Raw genomic sequence first — 19,409 nt, 5'->3', positions numbered from 1 at the left:
TATCCTTTATTTATTATTTTCAATTAATGAAAGGGCAAAATCTAAAACAGCCGCACCTTTTTGCATGCCGTAATCCATCATGTTGATGGGTTCGACTTTAATGCCGTATGCGTTCGCTTTGTTTTGCAGGTCTTTTTGCATGTACTTCACTTGAGGACCAAGCAAAACTACCTGATAACCGCCAACGACTTGCTCAAATTCCGCGACGCCAAAAGCTTTGATATCCACCTCAAGACCGCGCTTATCTGCTTCTTCCACCATTTTTTTAACCAACAAGCTGGTGGACATTCCGGCAGAGCAGCAAAGCATGATTTTTTTCATTGGTAACTCCTGATTGGGTAATAACAATGAGCGGACTATAATTATATGGATTCAAAACGGAAAGCGCTTTCCGTTAATGGATCCGTTAAATGTGAGCACGATCACCAGATGGAGGCTTTCACTTTCCACGGATGTAAGCGATCATCGCGGAACTAATAGGTTCCTTATAGGTTTCCAGATGAACATTCAGTTTATGAATGTTGCTGTCACGCTGATTGAACAGCGGTTGACTCCCTTTGCGAATATGCTCACTCGCAGCCAACACATCACCGCAATGCGCGACAGCTTTGCTCTTGCCATGCCATTTGTGATTATTGGCAGCCTCATGGTGCCGCTGATATTTCCCCCTTTTGCCATTGATATTTTTTCTTGGTATGGCGGGGTTTATCAGGTTGTTCGCCCGATGTTGTTACCGACTTTTGAATTAACCATTGGACTGGTGGCGGTGATTATCGCCTTCGGTGCGAGTGCCAGTTTGGCCAAGCAATACCGCCTACCTGAACGGTTATCGGGTTTGACTGGGTGTCTGGCTTTTTTGATGTTTGTTGGGTTTAAGGAAAATGCCGGCACGAACGTTTTTCTGGGCGGAATGGGGATTTTTAGTGCGCTTATTTCAAGTTTTTATACGATTGAAATAATACGTTTTTTTTATCGTAAAGGGTGGTGTATCCGCTTACCTGAAGAAGTCCCCGTGATGACGCGTAACAGCTTCCAGTTATTGGTGCCGTTGCTCGTGATTATGTTGTCGATCACGGTGATTAACGCTTGGCTCAAACTGACAACAGGGATGATTTTACCTAACCTAATTAGCGAAGCATTTCGCCCCTTAATTATTGCATCCGACACCCTGACGGCTTTGCTTATCTCGCTACTTATCTGCCATCTACTGTGGTTTGTCGGTATTCACGGTGCGCTGATAGTTACTGGCATTATGAACCCGTTTTGGATGACGTATCTGTTTGAAAATCAACAAGCATTAGCACAGGGTATTACGCCACTCCCCCATATTTATTTGCAGGGATTCTGGGATTTTTATCTGCTGATTGGCGGGATTGGTTCTACACTTCCGCTGATATTTATGGCGATGCGTAGTCGTTCAAGGCAGCTAAAAAGTGTCGGTAAAATAGGCCTTATTCCTTCCTTGTTTAATATCAATGAACCGATTCTTTTTGGATTTCCCATCATTCTTAACCCTGTATTTTTGTTGCCTTTTATTGGTGTTCCGATGATTAATGCCTGCATTGCCTGGTATCTAACACACTTAGGTGTGCTCGACCGGGCTGTGGCGATGCTTCCTTGGTCTATGCCGTCACCCTTAGGGGCTGCATGGGCCGCTAATGGTAGCTGGAAAAATATGTTTATGTGTTTGTTCGCCATCTTTAACTCTTGGATGATCTATCGGCCATTCTTCAAAGTCTACGAACGGCAACTCACTGAATTAGAAAACAAATAGCTCATCAATGTCATGTTTTACTCTTAGCCAGCGCCTACGGGTAGCTGGCTTTTTTATGCCTGCAAACTTTATAGAGTGATCTCTATCACGATTTAGCGAACATTCACCGCTAATTTGTGACGCAATCCGGCAATTATGGAAAGCGCTTTCCGTTATTGGATGTACATTTCCGTAATTGATCCGTAAATTTCCCTCCGCGTTATTCAGATGCCATCTCACTCAAAATACAAAAGGGAAATCATGAAAAGTCTGAACCGATTATTGCCTCTGTCTTTACTGGTTAGCTCTGCAATTAGTGGCCTTGCTTATGCGGATCAATACGATTTTAAAATGCATGGCTATATCCGCTCCGGCATTCTTGCAAACACTGATGGTAACCGTGTCGATTCTGTTGGCCTGATGCCGGACGGAAAATTCCGCCTTGGCAACGAAGACGACACCAAGATTGAACTCATCCCACAAGTCACACTGAAGTCTGATTCTGGAGTAGTGGCAAAAGTTCAGGCCAATATTACTCATCAAAGCAAATGTACCTCTGACTGGAACTGTCTTGATGATGATGGCAAATCAGTGCAATTCCGCGAAGGATACGTCGAGCTAAGCCAACTGGATTTCGCGCCAGATATCACGTTCTGGGGGGGGAAACGTTATAGCAGTTCCAATACTTCCAGCCACCAATTTGACTGGGAATATATCCAATACAACGGTACGGGAGGCGGCTTCGATAATCTTGATCTGGGCTTTGCACGTTTTGATGCGGGAATCTATTCCTTTTCCACGACAGATGAAGCCAAAGCCTATCCAGTGGATAAGAGTGAACAGGGCTACCCAGATGATTACTCCCTTAATCTGTGGTTCAAGAAAATTGGCGGCTCGGCTTTTGACCTGGAACTGGTCGGCCACCATATGAACAACAACGAAAATCATGTTGGGGCGGCAGAAAAGGGTTATGGCGTCACCGGTGTGTATCACTTTGATGGATTCTATGGCCTGCTTGATGGAAGCTCCAAATTTGTTGCTCAGTACGGTCGCGGGTTAGCAGCAGGCGATTCATTGGGCAAAAATGGCTGGGGATGGGCGAATCTGGAAGACACGCAATCTTGGCGAGTCGTGCTAGATGGTCTGGTTTCTGTGGGCGATGGTTGGGAAGTTTCCACTTTTGCTTACTACCAAAAAGATAAGAATTACCGTTGGTGGACCAGCGACGACAAAGGGTGGGGACGCACCAGTTGGGTCGCCGGTATTCGCCCTTACCAACAAATCACCAAAAACTTCGCGATGCAGTATGAGGTGGGCTACGAGTATCTCGACGATGAAAACTACAAAGGTGTGGATGGCAAAGGCAAAGGCGGTTTAACCAAAGTCACAATCGCACCCACGCTGACTTTTGACTCGGGCTTCTGGAGCCGTCCACAAATCCGCGTATTTGCGACTTATGCTAAATGGGATAAAGGGGTTTCCGACGCACTCGACGGCAACTATGACTGGAGCACCAACACCATTAGTGCTGGCGGTTATAGCCGTACTGGTGGAACCGACACTCTGAACTTTGGTATTCAGGCCGAAGTGTGGTTCTAAGGAGAAACACGATGAAACTACCTATCAGAAAAGCTCTGTTATTGTCGCTATTATCGGCGTTGGCAAGTGTTGGTGCCATGGCGGCGGAACAATCCCATTTTGAGCACTTTATTACTCGGCAGGGCGCTCAGTTAATGGAGGGCAGCAATACATTTCGTTTTGCTGGTATTCATGCCCCTGAATTGCATCGTATTGAAAATGATGCGCGTGGGGTTTGTAAGGCTGACCCGCGCGGTTGGGGGCAATATTTTACCTGGCCGACGGCTGAAGAGCAGGAAAACTGGATCAAAGCCATCGTGCAAACGGGCGCTAAGGTGCAGCGAGTATATGTACTCTCGGTGCAACAAGAGAATGATAAAGCGTGTGAGCGAGAGACGCATATTCTGGCACCGACGACGCCTGATGGCATGCCCAGCCTGAATGAGAAAGCCATGATAGTTTACGACAACATGATTGCTGAGGCTGATAAACAAGGGTTGAGATTAATCCTGCCTTTTATCGATCAATGGTGGTGGTGGGGAGGGCGCGAGCAGTTGGCCGCTTTCTATCATGAAAAACCAGAAGATTTTTATAATACCAACAGTAAAACCTATAAAGCATACCAAGACATTATTCGTCAGGTTATCACCCGTACCAACACGATTACGGGCCGCCCTTATTACGATGAAAAGGCCATTATGGCGTGGGAAACAGGGAATGAGCTTGAAGATACCAACGCCGCTTTCCTACATGAAACCGCCGCATGGATAAAACGTTGGGCGCCACATCAGTTGGTGGTGGATGGTACATATAAGAAAATTAATGATTTTTCATTAGATGATCCAAACATTGATATCGTCAGCAACCACTATTACACCAATGCTGGAAATAACCATCCTGACCAAGTGAAGAAAGATTTACAGGCCATAGCAGGGAAGAAAGTTTATCTGGTGGGTGAGTTCGGTTTACTCGATAGCAAAAATCTCAACGACATCATGCAATCGATCGTCCATACCGAGGTGAATGGGGCGAAAGCCGCAGGCGGTTTCATCTGGGGCTTCCGTGGGCATCGCCATGACGGCGGTTTCTACTGGCACAAAGAGTACACCGGTCACTACAGCTACCACTTACCGGGCTTCCCGCAAGAGGGGAAAGATAAACAGGAAATGGATGTGGTTAATCTGGTGCGGACAGCGGCCGCACAAATGGATGGGCGGGATAAAATGTCACCGCTTCCTGCACCAGAGGCCCCAAAACTCCGTGAAACGGCATCGCCATTCGCTATTAATTGGATGGGGTCCGCCGTTGGTCGTCACTACGATGTTGAACGGGCAGAAACGAAAGAAGGTCCATGGATAATGGTCGGCCAAGATATTTCCGACGGTATTCAGGAGTGGGATCCAGCCAAAATGGACCTGTTCCGTGACGATTATTCCTCACTTGAGCTAGGTAAAACTTATTACTACCGAGTTATTGCTAAAAATGAATCGGGTCAGTCGGCACCTTCAAATGTTATTAGCGTGACGCATAACCAGAAAAACCAGCCACCGGTTATTGAACTGAATAACTCTGCATCAACGGTACAGAATAAAGGTATTAGCCTTGATGCTCGCTGGACAGATGACAATCTGCCTAACCGCAATGTCAGTGTGAAATGGCGGAGTTCGGGCAAAAGTAAGGCGCATTTCTGTGATGCGGAAAAACCATCAACGCGAGTTTGGTTCTCTAAGCCGGGTCAATATCAACTGACATTTACTGCGGATGACGGCCTGTTGAAAAGTAGCAAAACCATGGACGTTACCGTGACTCAAGCGACGGGGCGAGTGCCAACTGATTTTTGCAAGTTTGACAGTAAACCCCTGTCTCTCAAGCAGGGGAAAGTCACGGTCGTGAAGAGTGCAGAAAATCAACTGGCAACCGGTGACGATGGTTTCCTCGGCCCGTTTGTTAATGAGGGAGATAAGGTGAGCTGGTTGGTTGATGCACCTTGGGATGGCGAGTATTTATTGCACCTGAATTTTAATGCCAAATGGGGCAGCAAGAAAAACTCAGTACAAGTAAACAGTGAGAAACCGCAGCAAATAGAATTCCCGGAAACGGATGATAAAGGTCAGAAAATGACGTTACCAGTGCAACTTAAGCAGGGGGAAAATATCATCGATTTCGGGAAATTTGCTGGTGATTGGGGATATCTCTTTATCAAGTCTATCCAGGTGACTGCCGAGTAGTGTTTTAGCTGCGTCATGATTGGCGCAGCTTTTTTTTTGAATCATTGAGGAGGTTAAATGACAACGTATTCATTCCCAGCAAACTTTTTATGGGGAGCCGCGGCTTCTGGTCCACAAACCGAAGGTGCGGATAACAAGCCATATCGCTCAATTTGGGATAGCTGGCATGCTCATCAGCCAGAACGTTTTTTTCAGGGAATAGGGCCGGAAAAAGTCTGCGAAACTCTGCACAAATATAAAGAAGATGTCGCGTTGATGAAAAAAATTGGTTTTAATTCGTTTCGCACGTCTATTCAGTGGTCGCGCCTTATTGAAGACGTTGAAACCGGTAAACCCAATGCAGAGGCCGTGCGTTTTTATAACGACTATTTTGACGAGATGATCAATCAGGGCATTGAGCCGATGATCAATCTCTATCATTTCGATATGCCAGAAGTTTTGCAAAATCGCTACGGTGGGTTTGAATCCAATCATGTCACCGACCTTTTTGCCCTCTTTGCCAAAACGGCATTCACTCTTTTTGGGCATAAGATTAAATACTGGATAACATTTAATGAACCTATCGTTCCAGTAGAGGGTGGGTATTTGTATGATTTCCATTACCCTTGCAAAAAAGACGGTAAGCTTGCGGCTCAGGTAGGTTTTAATATCATGTTGGCCCATGCAAAAGCCGTAAAATGCTACCGAGAATTAAATTTGTCGGGCGAAATTGGTGTGGTTCTCAATTTAACGCCATCCTACACACGTAGTGATTCGCCAGAAGATAAAAAAGCAGCTTGGTATGCTGACCTCCTGTTTAACCGTAGCTTCCTTGACCCTCTGGTGAAGCATCAGTTTCCACAAGAACTGTGTGATGTACTGGCAAAGCATCATTGTCTACCTGACGTCAGTCATACGGACGTGACGTTAATTACTGAGTCACGCATCGATTTCTTGGGCGTTAATTATTATGTACCGCGTCGTGTAAAAGCACGCGAGACAGAATATGCATTAGACTATTTTACGCCTGAGTTTTATTTCGAGAACTATATCGATCCAGATGGCCGCTTTAACCCCTATCGCGATAATAATGAAATATTTCCACAGGCTATTTACGATATTGCCACGAATATCCGCGATAACTACGGCAATATAAAATGGTATCTCGCTGAAATTGGTATTGCGATGGATCTTGAGTCCGAAGGGCCAGTTCAACAAGACGGTATAATTGACGACAGTTTTCGCATTGAACTGATGAAAGAACATTTAGTTCAGCTTCATCGTGCTATTACGGCTGGGGCTAATTGCTTTGGTGTGCACCAATGGACTTTTATTGATAACTGGTCGTGGATTAACTCCTTTAAGCGCCGTTACGGTTTTTACCGTTTGGATCTTGCAACAGGTCAACGGCAAATTAAACGTAATGGTTTATGGTTTAAAACGTTAGCGCAAAGCAATCAATTTTCTTGTGAGGATGACTCATGAGCCATGCCAATTTTTATCCGCTGACCAATGTTGTGAAAAACTACCCATGGGGTAGCCATACTGCACTGAATACATTTTTTCATGTTTTAAATCCAGATAATCAGCCGCAGGCAGAGTTATGGATGGGTGTGCATCCCGCCGGTTCGTCAAGTGTTATTGAAAAGGGAACGCCTTTACTGCTTTCGGATTTCATTGCGCAGAACAAGCCTGCCATGTTGGGAGCTACTGTTTCTCAGCGTTTCGATAACTTACCGTTTCTTTTGAAAATTCTTAGTGCAGAGACGGCATTGTCGATTCAGGTTCATCCTACTAAAACTCAAGCAGAAGCGGGTTTTTTACGTCAGAAGCAAAGCGGGGCAGCTGATTATAACGATGAAAACCATAAGCCGGAGTTGGTCTACGCTATTACCGACTTTATGGCGATGAATGGTTTTCGCGAGATTGCTGACATCATAAATAACTTCAAATTGTTAGCGACTCCAACACTGGACAGCGCAGTGAGTTCTCTACAGCAATGCCCAAACTCTGAAGGATTAAAAAGGTTCTTTATCGCCCTGATGCAGATGTCTCTGACGGTTAAAGAGCAGGTATTACATCTGTTGGTCAATGCATCCCAGAGATTATATGGTGAAGAACTCTCTGCGTTTATTCAGCGCCTTCATAAAAATTACCCAAATGATATTGGCATTCTCGCGCCACTCATTCTTAATTGCATCACACTGAAACCTGGCGAAGCTATGTTTTTGCATCCCGGCACACTACATGCTTATGTCCAAGGTACTGCCATTGAAGTGATGGCCAGTTCAGATAATGTACTTCGCGCGGGATTAACGGGTAAAAACATTAATTTGACTGAACTGGTTCATTGCACATCGTTTGAACCTACTCGGTTTGAATCGTTATTAATGGCACCCCATTGGGAGAGTGAGCAGGCGAGTTATCCGATTCCAGTGGATGATTTTCGTTTCAGTATTTTTAACGAAGTCAATAATCATCCCGTCAGTATTAGCAGCGGTGAGATTTTATTAGTCATAAGTGGTAATGCCTTGCTAAGACATTGTGATGGAGAAGTATTGACAGTTCAAACCGGCCAATCAGTATTTATCCCGGCATCAGCAGGCAGTTACTCTCTCACAACTTCCGGCCGCTTGTGCCGGGTTTTCTGTTAATCAATTCATTTCTATTTAACCCCACAATTTTACGATTGTGGGGTTTTACTCGTTGATTTAGTATCTTATACCGTCAATGATGTTCGTATGTCAGGAAATTAAACTATATTATTCCCCTATGTCAGGAATATTCTTACTTGCCCTGTCAGAATATTCATACAAATTTGTTTTTAACGAATTAATAACAACGATTTTATTTTTCAATATGATTGAATATAGGTCGGGGAGAGACTTAACATCTCGCTATTACTGAATTAGTTTGCCTGCAATCTAAAAGTAGATAATATCACTCAGCATAATATTTATTGGTTTTTTTATCTTACTAGGATGAATTTTTTACATGAACAGGATCATCAAACTTGGCATCATTTCGTTGCTTACACTCTCCTTTTTTCCAGCCTATGCGCAGAATATCAATATTGATGTTTTGAGTGCGACAGTAAAAGATCAAAAAATTTCGGACGCCAACATCTTATTACAACGCAATGGCGGACAGACACTCACTGCGACAACTCATTCGAGTGGTAGTGCGCAGATCAATAGTGCTTCTGCGGACGATGGCGAAAATATACTTATCATTAAAAAAGAAGGCTACTCAACGTTGGTGGTTAAATGCCCTTGCGATGGCATGTCATACGCGCTGAGTCCCGTAATGAAAGGATTAGACAGCATTCGCGTTGTGCTGACATGGGGGGAGACGCCAAGTGACCTTGACTCGCATATGGTTTATCCCGGTAATCACATTTATTTCGACCACAAAATAGGTGAAGACGGTAATCTTGATGTTGATGATACCGACAGTTTTGGCCCTGAAACGGTGACATTAAGCAAAAAACGATATGGTGAGGATTATATCTATGCCGTTCATGACTACAGCGATAAAGATGACAGTGAGACCACAAATCTTTCCAGTAGCCAGGCGAAAGTCTTTGTCTATATTGGTGAGTCATTAGTGCGAACCTACTATGTGCCAACAGGCAAAGTGGGCAATTTATGGACTGTTTTCAAAATAAATAAAACCGGTGAAATTGAAGATATTAATAACTTTGCCGGTATGACACTTCAGGCGTCAGATATCGCTAATCAGCTACAACCCCTACTGAGTAATAGTGCTGTTGTTTCTCACTCATCACTTAGCCCCACAACAATTGAACAGGTTAAGAATTTGAATTTGCAGGGTGAGAAAGCTTATCAGGATAAAGATTTAGAATTAGCGATTTCGCTTTTTACTCAGGCAATCAATATTGACGCCGAAAACGGTAAAGCATACGGTAATCTGGGGCTGGTTTATCAGAAAGCGGGGCGAACAGCGGAGGCTATTTGGGCTAATCGTAAAGCTATTGCATTAGCCAGTGGGCCAAAGGCTGCCACAATTCGTGCAGGGGCTAATTACAATATTGCACGTATCTATGAAGCTGCGGGTCAAAACTCAGATGCTTTACGCTATTATCAATTGGCAAAAGAGCAGAAAAATAACCCTGTTTATGACACAGCAATAGAACGTATTCAGAATAAATAAGCGCTAGCCTGTCATTAAAAAAGTCCCACTGAAATTCAGTGGGACTTTTCACGTATTAGTTTTTCGCAGTCTGGCCAGCAGTATTGGTATTTTGGCCTTGGCTTATAGAGTAAGTACCTTGATAGCTGTCATGGTCACCGATATTTGCCATTGAAATTGTTGGGGCTAACATTGCTGCGATCAGGGTCAGTGCTGCGATAGTTGTTTTCATGATAAATTCTCTTCTGTTTTTTATGGGAAAGCAGGTTGCTTTCGATAGAAGAAATGTTACTCCGATCACATAATTTGGATATCAAAGAGAATTGCTGATGTTGTTCAAAAAATATGAATGATTTTTCCGGTATACAAAGTCGCGAACATCATCCACCTGATTAGCCCATTACTCTGATACGTGGCAGAATATAAAAAAATAATGACAGCTTTTTCACCTGAGATGACAGATACCTAAATATGGATCGCTCCCGTTTACTGAAGTTCCTGCTGCCTTATCTGTGGCCCCAAAATAACCCCAAACTACGCTACTACTTGATTGCTGCTGTTATCTTTATGGTGGCATCTAAAGTCAGCACCACACTGGTTCCACTCGCCTATAGGGCAATGGTTGATGCGTTAAGCAGTGAAAGTGCCAAGATGCTGGCGATTCCAATTGGCTTTATCGTTGCTTATGGGGTCGCGAGAATTAGTGCCTCTTTATTTGAAGAATTACGTAACGTCATGTTTATCCATATTAGCCAGAATGCAACTCGGCTACTTGGGCTACGGGTATTTAAGCAATTACATGAACTTAGTTTACGTTTTCATCTAGACCGGCAAACAGGGGGGTTATCTTTATCTATTGAACGCGGAACACAAGCTGTTGCGACGGTACTTTCGCGTTTGCTGTTCTCTATTTTTCCTATTTTATTTGAGATAACACTGGTCTCTTTGATCATGTGGCATCTATTAGATGGCTGGTTTGCGGTTGCTATTCTTGTCACTGTTGCCTGTTACATCTTATTTACTGTTATAGCCGTTAGTTGGCGAACCCGCTTTCGGCGAGAATTGAACCAAGCTAATGCGGATGCCAACACCAAATCTATCGACAGCCTGATAAATTATGAAACAGTAAAATATTTTGGCAATGAAGAGTTTGAGGCCCAACGTTTTAATACGTCACGGCAACTTTATGAATATGCCGCGATAAAAAATCAGTTCAGTTTTACGGCGTTAAGTCTGGGACAGACTGCCATTATATCAATAGGGCTGGTTGTCATGATGGCCATGGCAGCGAAAGGCATTACGCAAGGCCATATGACTATCGGCGATTTCGTACTGGTAAATGCCTATCTTCTTCAGTTATATCAGCCACTCAATTTCTTTGGATTTATTTACTCGGAGATCAGACAGGCATTAATTGATATGGAGAACATGCTTGATTTGTTGATGGTGAAAAAAGAGATTACTGATCGTCCTAATGCTCCGGCTTTGCATCTTACAAAAGGTGAAGTGCGTTTTGATTCAGTCAGTTTTGGCTATGATCCACGTAGACCTATTTTGAAGAAAGTGAGTTTCACTATCCCTGCGGGCAAAACTGTGGCGGTGGTTGGAGCTTCGGGCGCAGGTAAGTCAACACTCGGTCGTTTGCTATTTCGTTTTTATGATGTGACCGATGGTGCGATTTATATTGATGACCAAGATATTCGCAATGTTACCCAAGCGAGTTTGCGTGAAGCCATTGGTATTGTGCCCCAAGATACGGTGCTATTTAATGACACGCTGCGTTATAACATCGCTTATGGTAGAACTACTTCCAGTTTTGAAGAGATAGAACGAGCCGCAAAACTTGCTCACATTCATGACTTTATTGTTAGCCTACCCGATGGATATGATACCCGAGTGGGGGAACGCGGACTTAAGCTATCCGGTGGTGAGAAACAGCGGGTGGCGATTGCGCGTACAATCCTTAAAAATCCAGCGATTTTGATTTTTGATGAAGCAACCAGCGCATTGGATACCCACACTGAACGCGAGATTCAGGCTCACTTGCGCGACGTTAGCCGTGACCACACCACGTTAGTTATCGCTCACCGTTTATCCACCATCATTGACGCAGATGAAATCATTGTGATGGAGGCCGGTGAAATTGTTGAACGTGGGCGGCACGAGACGTTGTTGCTTAACAATGGCCAATATTCAGCCATGTGGCAAAATCAATATCATGAAGAGGAAGAACTCGCTTTGTGATGACGGTTATAGGCATTTAAGGCGGCACGATTCGGCCGCCTTAGGTACCAGTAAAGTGAGTATACGCAAATACAGCCAGAGCTATGGCAATCATAATCATCGTTGTTTTTCGCATTTCAGTTCCGTTCTAGTCATAGATTGTTGGTAGTCGGTGGGATACCCAAGAAGATAACGGAAAATCAGTGAAAAAACAGCGATCCGCTACAAAATACCCAAGCTCAGTTTAAATCCAATTAAACCAATCAAAGCACCAATCTTGGGATTTTAGCGGTGTGCAATCTTTTTAAATTGATCATGGTCACGGTTTTAATATAATTATTTGTGTTAAATTTGACCACGTGCTAGGCCGCATAAGGGGGTTATCATGTCAGCACTTGAGAAGCTTGTTTCCACATATTGTCATACCAGCCTGGACTTTGTGGCATCCACGGTTGCATTTATGGAAAACCAAAAAAAGAAAATTAATGTTGGTGAGATTGAAGCAAAACTTTCGCCTGAGGAATGCAGTTTTTTCCGTGAAAGGTTAGCGCATTACAGAGATATTTATCGCCCTTTGTAATTGCATTGCGTTCGATACATCAGCCATGAATAGGCCGCCTGAGGGCGCCTTATTCATGAAAAAAAGACAAAAATGTTCAAGATTTTTGAGTCGCAAGAATCACGCTTGATGCTTTAAATAGCGCAGTGACTTCACTTCCGACAGATAAAGCCATCTCTGTCAGACTTTCATTAGTAATCACTGAAATAAGCTCTAACCCATTAGCGGTAACGACATGAACCGTTGAGTTTACGGCCCCTTTAGTGACGGTTTGAACTTTGCCGGTAAATTGGTTGCGAGCAGAAAAATTCAAACCGCAATCCAGCGACGCTAAAATAACCCAAGGTGCCTTGATCAAGGCAATTGCAGGTTTACCTACAGCCAAACCTAATGCTTTACAGCTGGTTTTGGTTATTACGGTGGTTAGCTTTTCTCCTCCTTCTAAAGAGAGAACGACCTCATCATTGACCGAGCCTTCAATAATGGAATGTACTGTTCCAGCTAACTGATTTCGTGCGGAGATAGACATCGTGTTTCCTCATCGTCATGCCAGATTGAAGTGAGGCCGTAGGGCTTTCACTCGACACTTCATTTGACCAAATGCGCCGATGGGAGTACAGGCATGACACCCTTGAAGTGGATAAAAGTATGTACATGTGCTGATGGTCACAATCTTGCCCCTATTTTTTGCTGAACTCTCGCGCTACTTGCTCATAAAGCATGCAATTCAACTAAGGTTAATATTAGGCAATGCACTGACTGTGGAGCCTGTTATGTACCAGAAAATTAATGGCAGCGAATACCGACGTATCTTTATCGTCGGAGATATTCATGGTTGTTATAAAAAACTGATGAATGCTTTAGACAGTGTGCAATTTGAGCGAGCGTCAGATCTTGTCGTTTCAGTCGGAGATCTTGCCGACCGTGGCGCGCAGAATATTGAATGCTATGAGCTGCTCAACGCCTATTGGTTCCGCGCAGTTCGCGGAAATCATGAGCAAATGGCCCTTGATGTGCTAGCAGGTGGAGAACCGGATACTTGGATTGCAAATGGCGGGCGGTGGTTTTTCTTATTGGAGGAGAGCCAGAAACATCAGGCAGAGCGCTTGATTAAACGGGCGGAAGAATTGCCATTAGTGATCGAAGTAAATACTGACAGTGGGAAATATGTTATTGCTCATGCAGATTACCCCGCTGATGAATATGTTTACGGTAAACCAGTTAGCGAACAATTAGTTGTATGGAACCGTAAGCGCTTGAATGCGGCGATGAAAGGGGAGAGTCAGGAAATTGTGGGGGCGGATAAATTTATTTTCGGTCATACGCCTCTGGTCACACCATCACTATTTAAAAATCAGCTCTATATTGACACTGGGGCTGTATTTGGTAACACACTGACCCTAATTCAAATTCAGTGAATAGGGCTGTTGTCATCCATGAGTTGATTTCTGCAATAAAGGTATTGCTTTAACTTAACACCTTCACTTTTCGATATTAAATCTGTGACGGGAAGCCTGTATGTTATTTTTCGCTGTTAACAGTGACGGCCATTATTACCTCAATGAGTTTGTATAGGATTAGCCCATTTTCTCTGTTTTGATGATATGACACATCTTGTGATGTGAGCAGAGGTCGTATCAATCAAAATGAGATAAAGCGCGATGTATACTTATTGAGTAATAAAATCCGCGATAACAATACCGATGCTGCGAATACGGATAACAGCAGAGTGAATCTCAGTGTCACATCCGATAAGTTATATGCGCTGGCAATAAAGTAGAAAATCCCATCATGCAGAATATAAACTCCGATCATGGATGGGCTGATATAAGCTAATGTTTTCTTTATCCATTCATATTGGGTATCAAAGTTATCAAATATGACAAATAAACATAAACTCAGTATTAAAACATGCAAGTTATCGAGGAAGTACCCTGCATTCACTGTTTTATATACATGTATCGACATAAAACTTTCATAGTAATACATCGAGATTGCTGTCGGGATAAGGAGTATTTTAGCTGTAAGCAGTACCCGCGGCATTTTTGTTATTTTTTGGCAGACCTTCGACCAGAGGAATCTACCCGTCATATAATAGAAAATCCAGGTCCACAATCTAAAGTATTGTGGAAAATCAATCAGGTAAGGTCTTTCACTGAAAGCACTGATGAGGTCAATAGAAATGGAGAATATAACCAAACAAGAAAGGGTTATTATTGCCGTTCTGTTACTTTTTAACACTTTTGAAATTATTGGGTTAATAAGGTAAATAATGGCAATGCTGAATAAAAGCCAGCTTTGTAAGAAGTATCCTCGCTTAAAACCATCTTCATTGATAAAGTAGAAAAGTACGTTCCAGAAGATAATAATACTGATTATAGATTTTAATTTTCTCAGGATATCTTGTTGATCTATCTCATCATTTGAGTCGATGTAACCAATAATCATAAAAAATAGAGGAGTGGCGATGATCGATAAAAAATACAGTACGGCCATCACTTCGCCACCTAAAAAACACTGGTCTGTACAAGTCTTGCTGGCAGAATAAAAAGTCACAGCAGAAAAACAGCTTAACGTTTTTAGGGCATGTAAACCTACGTTTCTCATAAAGTAGTCTGACTTAGAATAGGGTTAGATGAGATGTTCAGCTTCATAGGGCTTAGGTCTAGCATCTAAACCATCCTATTTAGGCTACTAATATTCTTGTATTTTTACATATAATCCCAATTCTGTCACGTAATGGAAACTTAATTTTAAATAAAGCATCAGGAAATATTTCTTAGAGAAAAAGACGTTTCCTACACTCTCCGGTGTTGACATCCTATATATCTTCCACCCCCCCTATGGTCTACTCAAAAGTAGGGTATGAACTAGGCTATCTTTATAATTTGTAATGCTATTTGATTACATCACAAACAGATGTGAGTTACCAATTCATAGGGTGCTGAAGCACTAACGGGTGTGGCCAATATGATAAGTTGTATGATAGTTGATAACGATAAATATCAAACTTTAGGTATGGTAGCTATCGTAAAAAAGATATTCACATCATTAGGATTTAAAAAAGAGATTAAATTCTATCGGAAAGCATTTTATTCTGCTGATGTCATTTTTATTGGGGTTGATGAGTTTAGTTTTTTTGAAGCGTTAAAACGTCTGGATAAGGCACCATCAGAAGCTGATGTGTTTTTGATTTGTGATGCCAGATTGAATAGCTTTTTGCAGGGTATCCCAAGATTTAGCAATGTCACTATGATCTTCCGAGAAGATTCTGTCGATACAGCGACTAACAAGATTACTACTGTGCTTAAACGTAGGCTCCGTGGTATTAAAGATAATTTTACTGAGCGCAAAGTGACCAAAGTACTAAGTCTGGAATCAGCAGAGCGGCAATATTTAACACCGAATGAAAATATTGTGTTGAAGTTGTTTAACGAGGGTTTTTCGGGCGGTGATATTGCCAGAATTTTGAAAAAGAGTGAAAAGACAGTCAGTGGGCAAAAAAGGTCTGCGATGAAAAAGTTGGGTGCTCGTACTGATGTAGAGTTAATTAAAATGTTTATGTTCAAATAGTTAGTATGAAGAATGGACTGGATTTTTAGTTACTTTTGCCGTCAACACCAGAGAATACCAAAGGGATTTTCTTATGCTTGCAGGCAGGGATGCCAGCATCAGATTCCCGGGGGAGGGACCCGGGCAGCCCCAGTATTATGATATTTGGGGCTGTTGGTTGGTTATGATTTCAAGCGGTTTCAGTAAAAACCGTATCCAATATTAAATGCACTTCAACTTAGCAATCGTACTGTCGATATCAACTTCATGTTCAGAAAATGTATAAGTTATATTTTGGAATGTGGTTATCGACAACATTCTTAGTGGTACCGTTTTTTCTGAAATATCTTCTTCCTGCGGCCGGATCTTATTCATCAGTAAATTGACTGAGAGGATGGTGTTGGCTTTATCAACTTCAGCCTGCGCAGGAACTTCTTTGGTGAAGGTATTGAATGATTTGATGCTAGTGAGTTTGATTCTCTCATTGGCTATGAATATATATTTACTCTCAATAGCCACTTTCACCGCATAAGCAGATAAACCTTTAGTGTTGGTTGTTGGCTCAAAAGTCACTTCTGCGCCTTTTTTGATCATCTCGGGATTAGCAACTTTAATAACGTGAAAATAACGGTTATCTCCGTTCTCATCGGTGATAAAACCAAAACCTTTATCTTCAAAAAAAGTTGTTATTCTACCGTTCATCATGCATCTCATATTAGCGTATCCAATGGGTAAGTATAATACAGGTGAATCGCTTTCAGATACAGTCTGGTGGTTTAACGGTGCTTTTGGACAGCAGTGAAGGTGAGTCGTAAAAGAAAAAAATATGGATTTCTGTGCTATAAATTGAGCAAAAAAAGGCGGCTTTTCACTTTTTCTCTGTTTTTTGTGATCCCTGCCGTGGACAAAAAACGGTTCTATTGCTGTACTGTATCTGACACACACTTTGTGTCCAACATTCACGTAAAGGTAAGTTTGATGTCTAAGATTAAAGGTAGCGTTAAGTGGTTCAATGAAGCTAAAGGCTTTGGTTTCATCACCCCAGAAGATGGCAGCAAGGACGTTTTCGTTCATTTCTCAGCCATCGCAAGCAACGGTTTCAAAACTCTTGCTGAAGGCCAGCGTGTAGAATTTGAAATCACAAGCGGTGCCAAAGGGCCATCTGCTGCTAATGTTATCGCTATCTAAGTAGCCCATATCTCTTAAAACCCGCCTCAATAGGCGGGTTTTTATTTGTGGCGTTGGGACGCAACCAGAAAGATCTGCAATTAAAAGAGATATATTTTCAAGAAAGCAGTGGTGATAAACAGACAAAAAATCACTGTCAACCATTCAACCCTTGTTTTGGGTAAACTAAACATAAATCTTATCCTGCGCATCAGTTGCCCCATTGACCAACTGTTCTGGTGACCAGTATCCGATGCGAAGATTAAGAAAACATTAAGACACGACTCTCAGCAAATTCATTGACTGACAAAAGAATTAACCAGCATAAAAGCCAGCATCGTCATGGCGAGTGAGCCGGCCAGATTAAGTAAAATAGTGCCAGCCGCCCATGCCAATTTCCCATCCTGAATTAAATAAACAACTTCAACTGAGAAAGTTGAAAATGTAGTCAGCCCCCCACAAAATCCAGTAGTAATTAATAACTTCCAAACGGGATCAATGTGCGCAATACGGGTAAATAGCGCTAATGTTAGGCCAATAATAAAAGCGCCAAGTAGGTTTACAATGAGTGTCCCCACCGGAAGATTGCTTGATAAGCTGTTTAACTTCATGCTGACCAGCCAACGGGCAACGCTACCCATGCCCCCACCAATAAATACTGCAATTAATGTATTAAACATAAATACCTATTTTTATTGGCACCTGTATTAAGTGCCTTGTTCAGCTCGCCAATTCAATACGGTTTCGGCCATTATCTTTTGCCACATACAGCGCAGAGTCAGCCGCTTTCAGCCATTGTTGATAGTTAATCATGTCGTGCCGGTAGTCGGCAATACCAGCGCTGACTCTAAGTTGCAATGGAGGGGCTTGGGTAAAAACTAAATCTGCTAGTTTTTCTTGAATCCTAATTAATACTTCCCGCGTTTGCTCCGCCGTCGTATTTGGCAAAATAGCACCAAACTCATCCCCACCATAGCGACCAACAATATCAATGGCTCGCAGTCCTAATAATAACTCTTCTGCAAGAACGGTAATGGCTTCATCGCCGACGGCATGACCAAAAGTATCGTTGATAGACTTAAAGTTATCGATATCAAGTAAAATCAGTGTGGCACCGTGTTGGTAACGACGACAACTATCAAATTGATTATGTAGCTGATGTTCCCAATGTCTGCGGTTGTACAAGCCCGTTAATCCATCTCTTACACTAATGCGTAAAAGCTCTTCTTTATTTTCGGCCAAACGTTTTGCTGTTCTATAGGTTACTAATCCAAGCAGGGAAGGGTAAATAATTATCATGGGTAAGCAGGCATAAACTTGGAGCGGCGAGGTCTCTGGCTTAAAGGGTAAATTAAATATCCATGCAGTCAGTAAACTACAGGCAATTTGTAATGCCAGTCCTTTGCAAAAAACGTTTTTCCCGCCAGAAGCTATATTATTCATACTCATCATTGAGAGAATAACGACCGATGGTAGAGCATTGAATGACATTATTGCGACCCAGACACCACCCAGTGCCGAGTCTATTTTCATATTTATTATTTCTTGTTCGAACGGTTGTTCTGAGCGCAAGGCTAGCAAAAAAGCAATATGTGGCCAGATCAATCCATTAGTAGCGAGTGCGAGCCATAACCATAATGAAGCATTTTGTGTGTAGAGTACTGAGCCGACACAAAACATACCAATGCCTAAGCCAAATGCTCGTGGTAAATAAGTCCTTTTAGCAAAACTTAATCCTGATCGGCGGGTATTTATTCTCGTTGAATAAGGCAATTGGCGGTTCCCTCGTTTTTTCTGCTTTAGGGGGATGTTAACGGCAATGTCTCATCCGGAATGAGTCAAAAATCAGGATGCATAGACTCTTGAATAAATCATAGTTCACTAACTAAATCTGTTACATATTACTGTTGTTTTAATCGGTGATTTATTCGTAAATAGCCCATGATTAAATGAACAGTGCTAACCAAGAAGGTGAGTATGGAAGGTATCAGTATTACCAAATTGCTGGTCGTCGGCATATTAATCGTATTGTTGTTTGGTACCAGCAAATTACGTACGCTTGGGGCAGACTTAGGTGCCGCTCTGAAAGGCTTTAAAAAGGCCATGGGCAATGATGATGCGCCATCGGCGAGTACGACGGCTGAATCTAAAGCAGCAATCGATACCAAAATAACACCGCCAAACGAGCATAAAGACTGATTGTACTCACGGAGAGGGC

The 19,409-nt window shown here is 42.6% G+C and carries 19 protein-coding genes; 12 read left to right on the top strand and 7 right to left on the bottom strand.

The window, feature by feature from the left end; genetic code table 11:
- Positions 1-6 precede the first annotated feature (6 nt).
- Positions 7-321 carry a PTS sugar transporter subunit IIB gene (locus ACIOG0_RS15870; RefSeq protein ID WP_050099006.1) on the bottom strand — a complete coding sequence of 105 codons (315 nt, stop codon included), beginning with the start codon at positions 319-321 and terminating at the stop codon, positions 7-9.
- A 178-nt stretch (positions 322-499) separates the two neighbouring features.
- Here ACIOG0_RS15870 and ACIOG0_RS15865 point away from each other — a divergent pair, with 178 nt between their 5' ends.
- From ACIOG0_RS15865 to ACIOG0_RS15840, 6 genes are all read left to right on the top strand, one after another.
- Positions 500-1,774: a PTS sugar transporter subunit IIC gene (locus ACIOG0_RS15865; protein WP_050099004.1), complete on the top strand. Its 1,275-nt coding sequence runs from the start codon at positions 500-502 to the stop codon at positions 1,772-1,774.
- A gap of 240 nt (positions 1,775-2,014) precedes the next feature.
- Positions 2,015-3,352 (top strand): carbohydrate porin, encoded by a 1,338-nt coding sequence (locus ACIOG0_RS15860; protein WP_050099002.1) that lies wholly within the window; start codon positions 2,015-2,017, stop codon positions 3,350-3,352.
- Positions 3,353-3,363: 11 nt separating this feature from the next.
- Complete coding sequence (locus ACIOG0_RS15855) at positions 3,364-5,559, top strand: CBM35 domain-containing protein (protein WP_128451502.1); 2,196 nt, start codon at positions 3,364-3,366, stop codon at positions 5,557-5,559.
- A 57-nt stretch (positions 5,560-5,616) separates the two neighbouring features.
- Entirely contained in the window at positions 5,617-7,023 is a 1,407-nt protein-coding gene (locus tag ACIOG0_RS15850) for a glycoside hydrolase family 1 protein (protein ID WP_050139851.1), read from the top strand.
- Positions 7,020-8,192, top strand: a complete 1,173-nt coding sequence (manA, locus tag ACIOG0_RS15845) for a mannose-6-phosphate isomerase, class I (RefSeq protein WP_050295416.1) — start codon at positions 7,020-7,022, stop codon at positions 8,190-8,192. Before ACIOG0_RS15850 ends, manA begins: the two co-directional genes overlap by 4 nt.
- A gap of 340 nt (positions 8,193-8,532) precedes the next feature.
- Complete coding sequence (locus ACIOG0_RS15840) at positions 8,533-9,711, top strand: tetratricopeptide repeat protein (RefSeq protein ID WP_128451503.1); 1,179 nt, start codon at positions 8,533-8,535, stop codon at positions 9,709-9,711.
- Positions 9,712-9,766: 55 nt separating this feature from the next.
- Here the strand turns inward: ACIOG0_RS15840 and ACIOG0_RS15835 are convergent, their stop codons facing one another.
- Positions 9,767-9,922 (bottom strand): hypothetical protein, encoded by a 156-nt coding sequence (locus tag ACIOG0_RS15835; RefSeq protein ID WP_164908374.1) that lies wholly within the window; start codon positions 9,920-9,922, stop codon positions 9,767-9,769.
- Between the two features lie 239 nt (positions 9,923-10,161).
- Between ACIOG0_RS15835 and ACIOG0_RS15830 the strand changes: the two genes are divergently transcribed.
- Positions 10,162-11,934, top strand: coding sequence for an ABC transporter ATP-binding protein/permease (locus ACIOG0_RS15830; RefSeq protein ID WP_050098991.1), 1,773 nt, complete (start codon positions 10,162-10,164; stop codon positions 11,932-11,934).
- A gap of 364 nt (positions 11,935-12,298) precedes the next feature.
- Positions 12,299-12,493: a glycogen synthase gene (locus tag ACIOG0_RS15825; RefSeq protein ID WP_050098989.1), complete on the top strand. Its 195-nt coding sequence runs from the start codon at positions 12,299-12,301 to the stop codon at positions 12,491-12,493.
- Positions 12,494-12,569: 76 nt separating this feature from the next.
- On the opposite strand, the gene ACIOG0_RS15820 is transcribed toward ACIOG0_RS15825, so the two are convergent.
- A complete protein-coding gene (locus ACIOG0_RS15820; protein WP_050295418.1) occupies positions 12,570-13,001 on the bottom strand; it encodes a molybdopterin-binding protein in 432 nt (143 codons plus the stop codon).
- A 244-nt stretch (positions 13,002-13,245) separates the two neighbouring features.
- Here ACIOG0_RS15820 and ACIOG0_RS15815 point away from each other — a divergent pair, with 244 nt between their 5' ends.
- The gene (locus ACIOG0_RS15815) at positions 13,246-13,890 is read left to right on the top strand and encodes a metallophosphoesterase (protein ID WP_050098985.1); all 645 of its coding nucleotides are present in this window, start codon (positions 13,246-13,248) and stop codon (positions 13,888-13,890) included.
- Positions 13,891-14,113: 223 nt separating this feature from the next.
- Here ACIOG0_RS15815 and ACIOG0_RS15810 read toward each other — a convergent pair whose 3' ends face one another.
- Positions 14,114-15,079: an acyltransferase family protein gene (locus ACIOG0_RS15810; protein ID WP_050098984.1), complete on the bottom strand. Its 966-nt coding sequence runs from the start codon at positions 15,077-15,079 to the stop codon at positions 14,114-14,116.
- 375 nt (positions 15,080-15,454) lie between these two features.
- On the opposite strand from ACIOG0_RS15810, the gene ACIOG0_RS15805 reads away from it, so the two are divergent.
- The gene (locus ACIOG0_RS15805) at positions 15,455-16,045 is read left to right on the top strand and encodes a LuxR family transcriptional regulator (RefSeq protein ID WP_050098982.1); all 591 of its coding nucleotides are present in this window, start codon (positions 15,455-15,457) and stop codon (positions 16,043-16,045) included.
- A gap of 201 nt (positions 16,046-16,246) precedes the next feature.
- On the opposite strand, the gene ACIOG0_RS15800 is transcribed toward ACIOG0_RS15805, so the two are convergent.
- Positions 16,247-16,726, bottom strand: coding sequence for a cold-shock protein (locus tag ACIOG0_RS15800; RefSeq protein ID WP_050098980.1), 480 nt, complete (start codon positions 16,724-16,726; stop codon positions 16,247-16,249).
- 276 nt (positions 16,727-17,002) lie between these two features.
- On the opposite strand from ACIOG0_RS15800, the gene cspE reads away from it, so the two are divergent.
- On the top strand, positions 17,003-17,212 hold the full coding sequence (gene cspE / locus ACIOG0_RS15795; RefSeq protein WP_004716300.1) for a transcription antiterminator/RNA stability regulator CspE: 210 nt from the start codon (positions 17,003-17,005) through the stop codon (positions 17,210-17,212).
- Positions 17,213-17,487: 275 nt separating this feature from the next.
- Here cspE and crcB read toward each other — a convergent pair whose 3' ends face one another.
- Positions 17,488-17,871, bottom strand: coding sequence for a fluoride efflux transporter CrcB (gene crcB, locus ACIOG0_RS15790; protein WP_050098979.1), 384 nt, complete (start codon positions 17,869-17,871; stop codon positions 17,488-17,490).
- A 40-nt stretch (positions 17,872-17,911) separates the two neighbouring features.
- A complete protein-coding gene (locus tag ACIOG0_RS15785; RefSeq protein ID WP_050295419.1) occupies positions 17,912-18,964 on the bottom strand; it encodes a diguanylate cyclase in 1,053 nt (350 codons plus the stop codon).
- Positions 18,965-19,168: 204 nt separating this feature from the next.
- Between ACIOG0_RS15785 and tatA the strand changes: the two genes are divergently transcribed.
- Positions 19,169-19,390, top strand: a complete 222-nt coding sequence (gene tatA / locus ACIOG0_RS15780; protein ID WP_050098975.1) for a Sec-independent protein translocase subunit TatA — start codon at positions 19,169-19,171, stop codon at positions 19,388-19,390.
- Positions 19,391-19,409 lie beyond the last annotated feature (19 nt).

The sequence above is a fragment of the Yersinia vastinensis genome, assembly GCF_044905075.1.
In the GTDB taxonomy this organism is placed as follows: domain Bacteria; phylum Pseudomonadota; class Gammaproteobacteria; order Enterobacterales; family Enterobacteriaceae; genus Yersinia; species Yersinia vastinensis.
Note: the sequence above shows the minus strand (reverse complement) of the source record. Positions and strands in the feature narration are given on the sequence as shown.

Excerpts from the sequence above, each read along its gene's own strand:
- ACIOG0_RS15855 (WP_128451502.1), top strand. The coding sequence starts at position 3,364 with ATGAAACTACCTATCAGAAAAGCTCTGTTATTGTCGCTATTATCGGCG.
- ACIOG0_RS15870 (WP_050099006.1), bottom strand. The coding sequence starts at position 321 with ATGAAAAAAATCATGCTTTGCTGCTCTGCCGGAATGTCCACCAGCTTG.
- ACIOG0_RS15810 (WP_050098984.1), bottom strand. The coding sequence starts at position 15,079 with ATGAGAAACGTAGGTTTACATGCCCTAAAAACGTTAAGCTGTTTTTCT.
- ACIOG0_RS15800 (WP_050098980.1), bottom strand. The coding sequence starts at position 16,726 with ATGAACGGTAGAATAACAACTTTTTTTGAAGATAAAGGTTTTGGTTTT.
- ACIOG0_RS15865 (WP_050099004.1), top strand. The coding sequence starts at position 500 with ATGAACATTCAGTTTATGAATGTTGCTGTCACGCTGATTGAACAGCGG.
- ACIOG0_RS15830 (WP_050098991.1), top strand. The coding sequence starts at position 10,162 with ATGGATCGCTCCCGTTTACTGAAGTTCCTGCTGCCTTATCTGTGGCCC.
- ACIOG0_RS15840 (WP_128451503.1), top strand. The coding sequence starts at position 8,533 with ATGAACAGGATCATCAAACTTGGCATCATTTCGTTGCTTACACTCTCC.
- ACIOG0_RS15805 (WP_050098982.1), top strand. The coding sequence starts at position 15,455 with ATGATAGTTGATAACGATAAATATCAAACTTTAGGTATGGTAGCTATC.
- tatA (WP_050098975.1), top strand. The coding sequence starts at position 19,169 with ATGGAAGGTATCAGTATTACCAAATTGCTGGTCGTCGGCATATTAATC.
- manA (WP_050295416.1), top strand. The coding sequence starts at position 7,020 with ATGAGCCATGCCAATTTTTATCCGCTGACCAATGTTGTGAAAAACTAC.
- ACIOG0_RS15825 (WP_050098989.1), top strand. The coding sequence starts at position 12,299 with ATGTCAGCACTTGAGAAGCTTGTTTCCACATATTGTCATACCAGCCTG.
- cspE (WP_004716300.1), top strand. The coding sequence starts at position 17,003 with ATGTCTAAGATTAAAGGTAGCGTTAAGTGGTTCAATGAAGCTAAAGGC.
- crcB (WP_050098979.1), bottom strand. The coding sequence starts at position 17,871 with ATGTTTAATACATTAATTGCAGTATTTATTGGTGGGGGCATGGGTAGC.
- ACIOG0_RS15835 (WP_164908374.1), bottom strand. The coding sequence starts at position 9,922 with ATGAAAACAACTATCGCAGCACTGACCCTGATCGCAGCAATGTTAGCC.
- ACIOG0_RS15820 (WP_050295418.1), bottom strand. The coding sequence starts at position 13,001 with ATGTCTATCTCCGCACGAAATCAGTTAGCTGGAACAGTACATTCCATT.
- ACIOG0_RS15850 (WP_050139851.1), top strand. The coding sequence starts at position 5,617 with ATGACAACGTATTCATTCCCAGCAAACTTTTTATGGGGAGCCGCGGCT.
- ACIOG0_RS15815 (WP_050098985.1), top strand. The coding sequence starts at position 13,246 with ATGTACCAGAAAATTAATGGCAGCGAATACCGACGTATCTTTATCGTC.
- ACIOG0_RS15860 (WP_050099002.1), top strand. The coding sequence starts at position 2,015 with ATGAAAAGTCTGAACCGATTATTGCCTCTGTCTTTACTGGTTAGCTCT.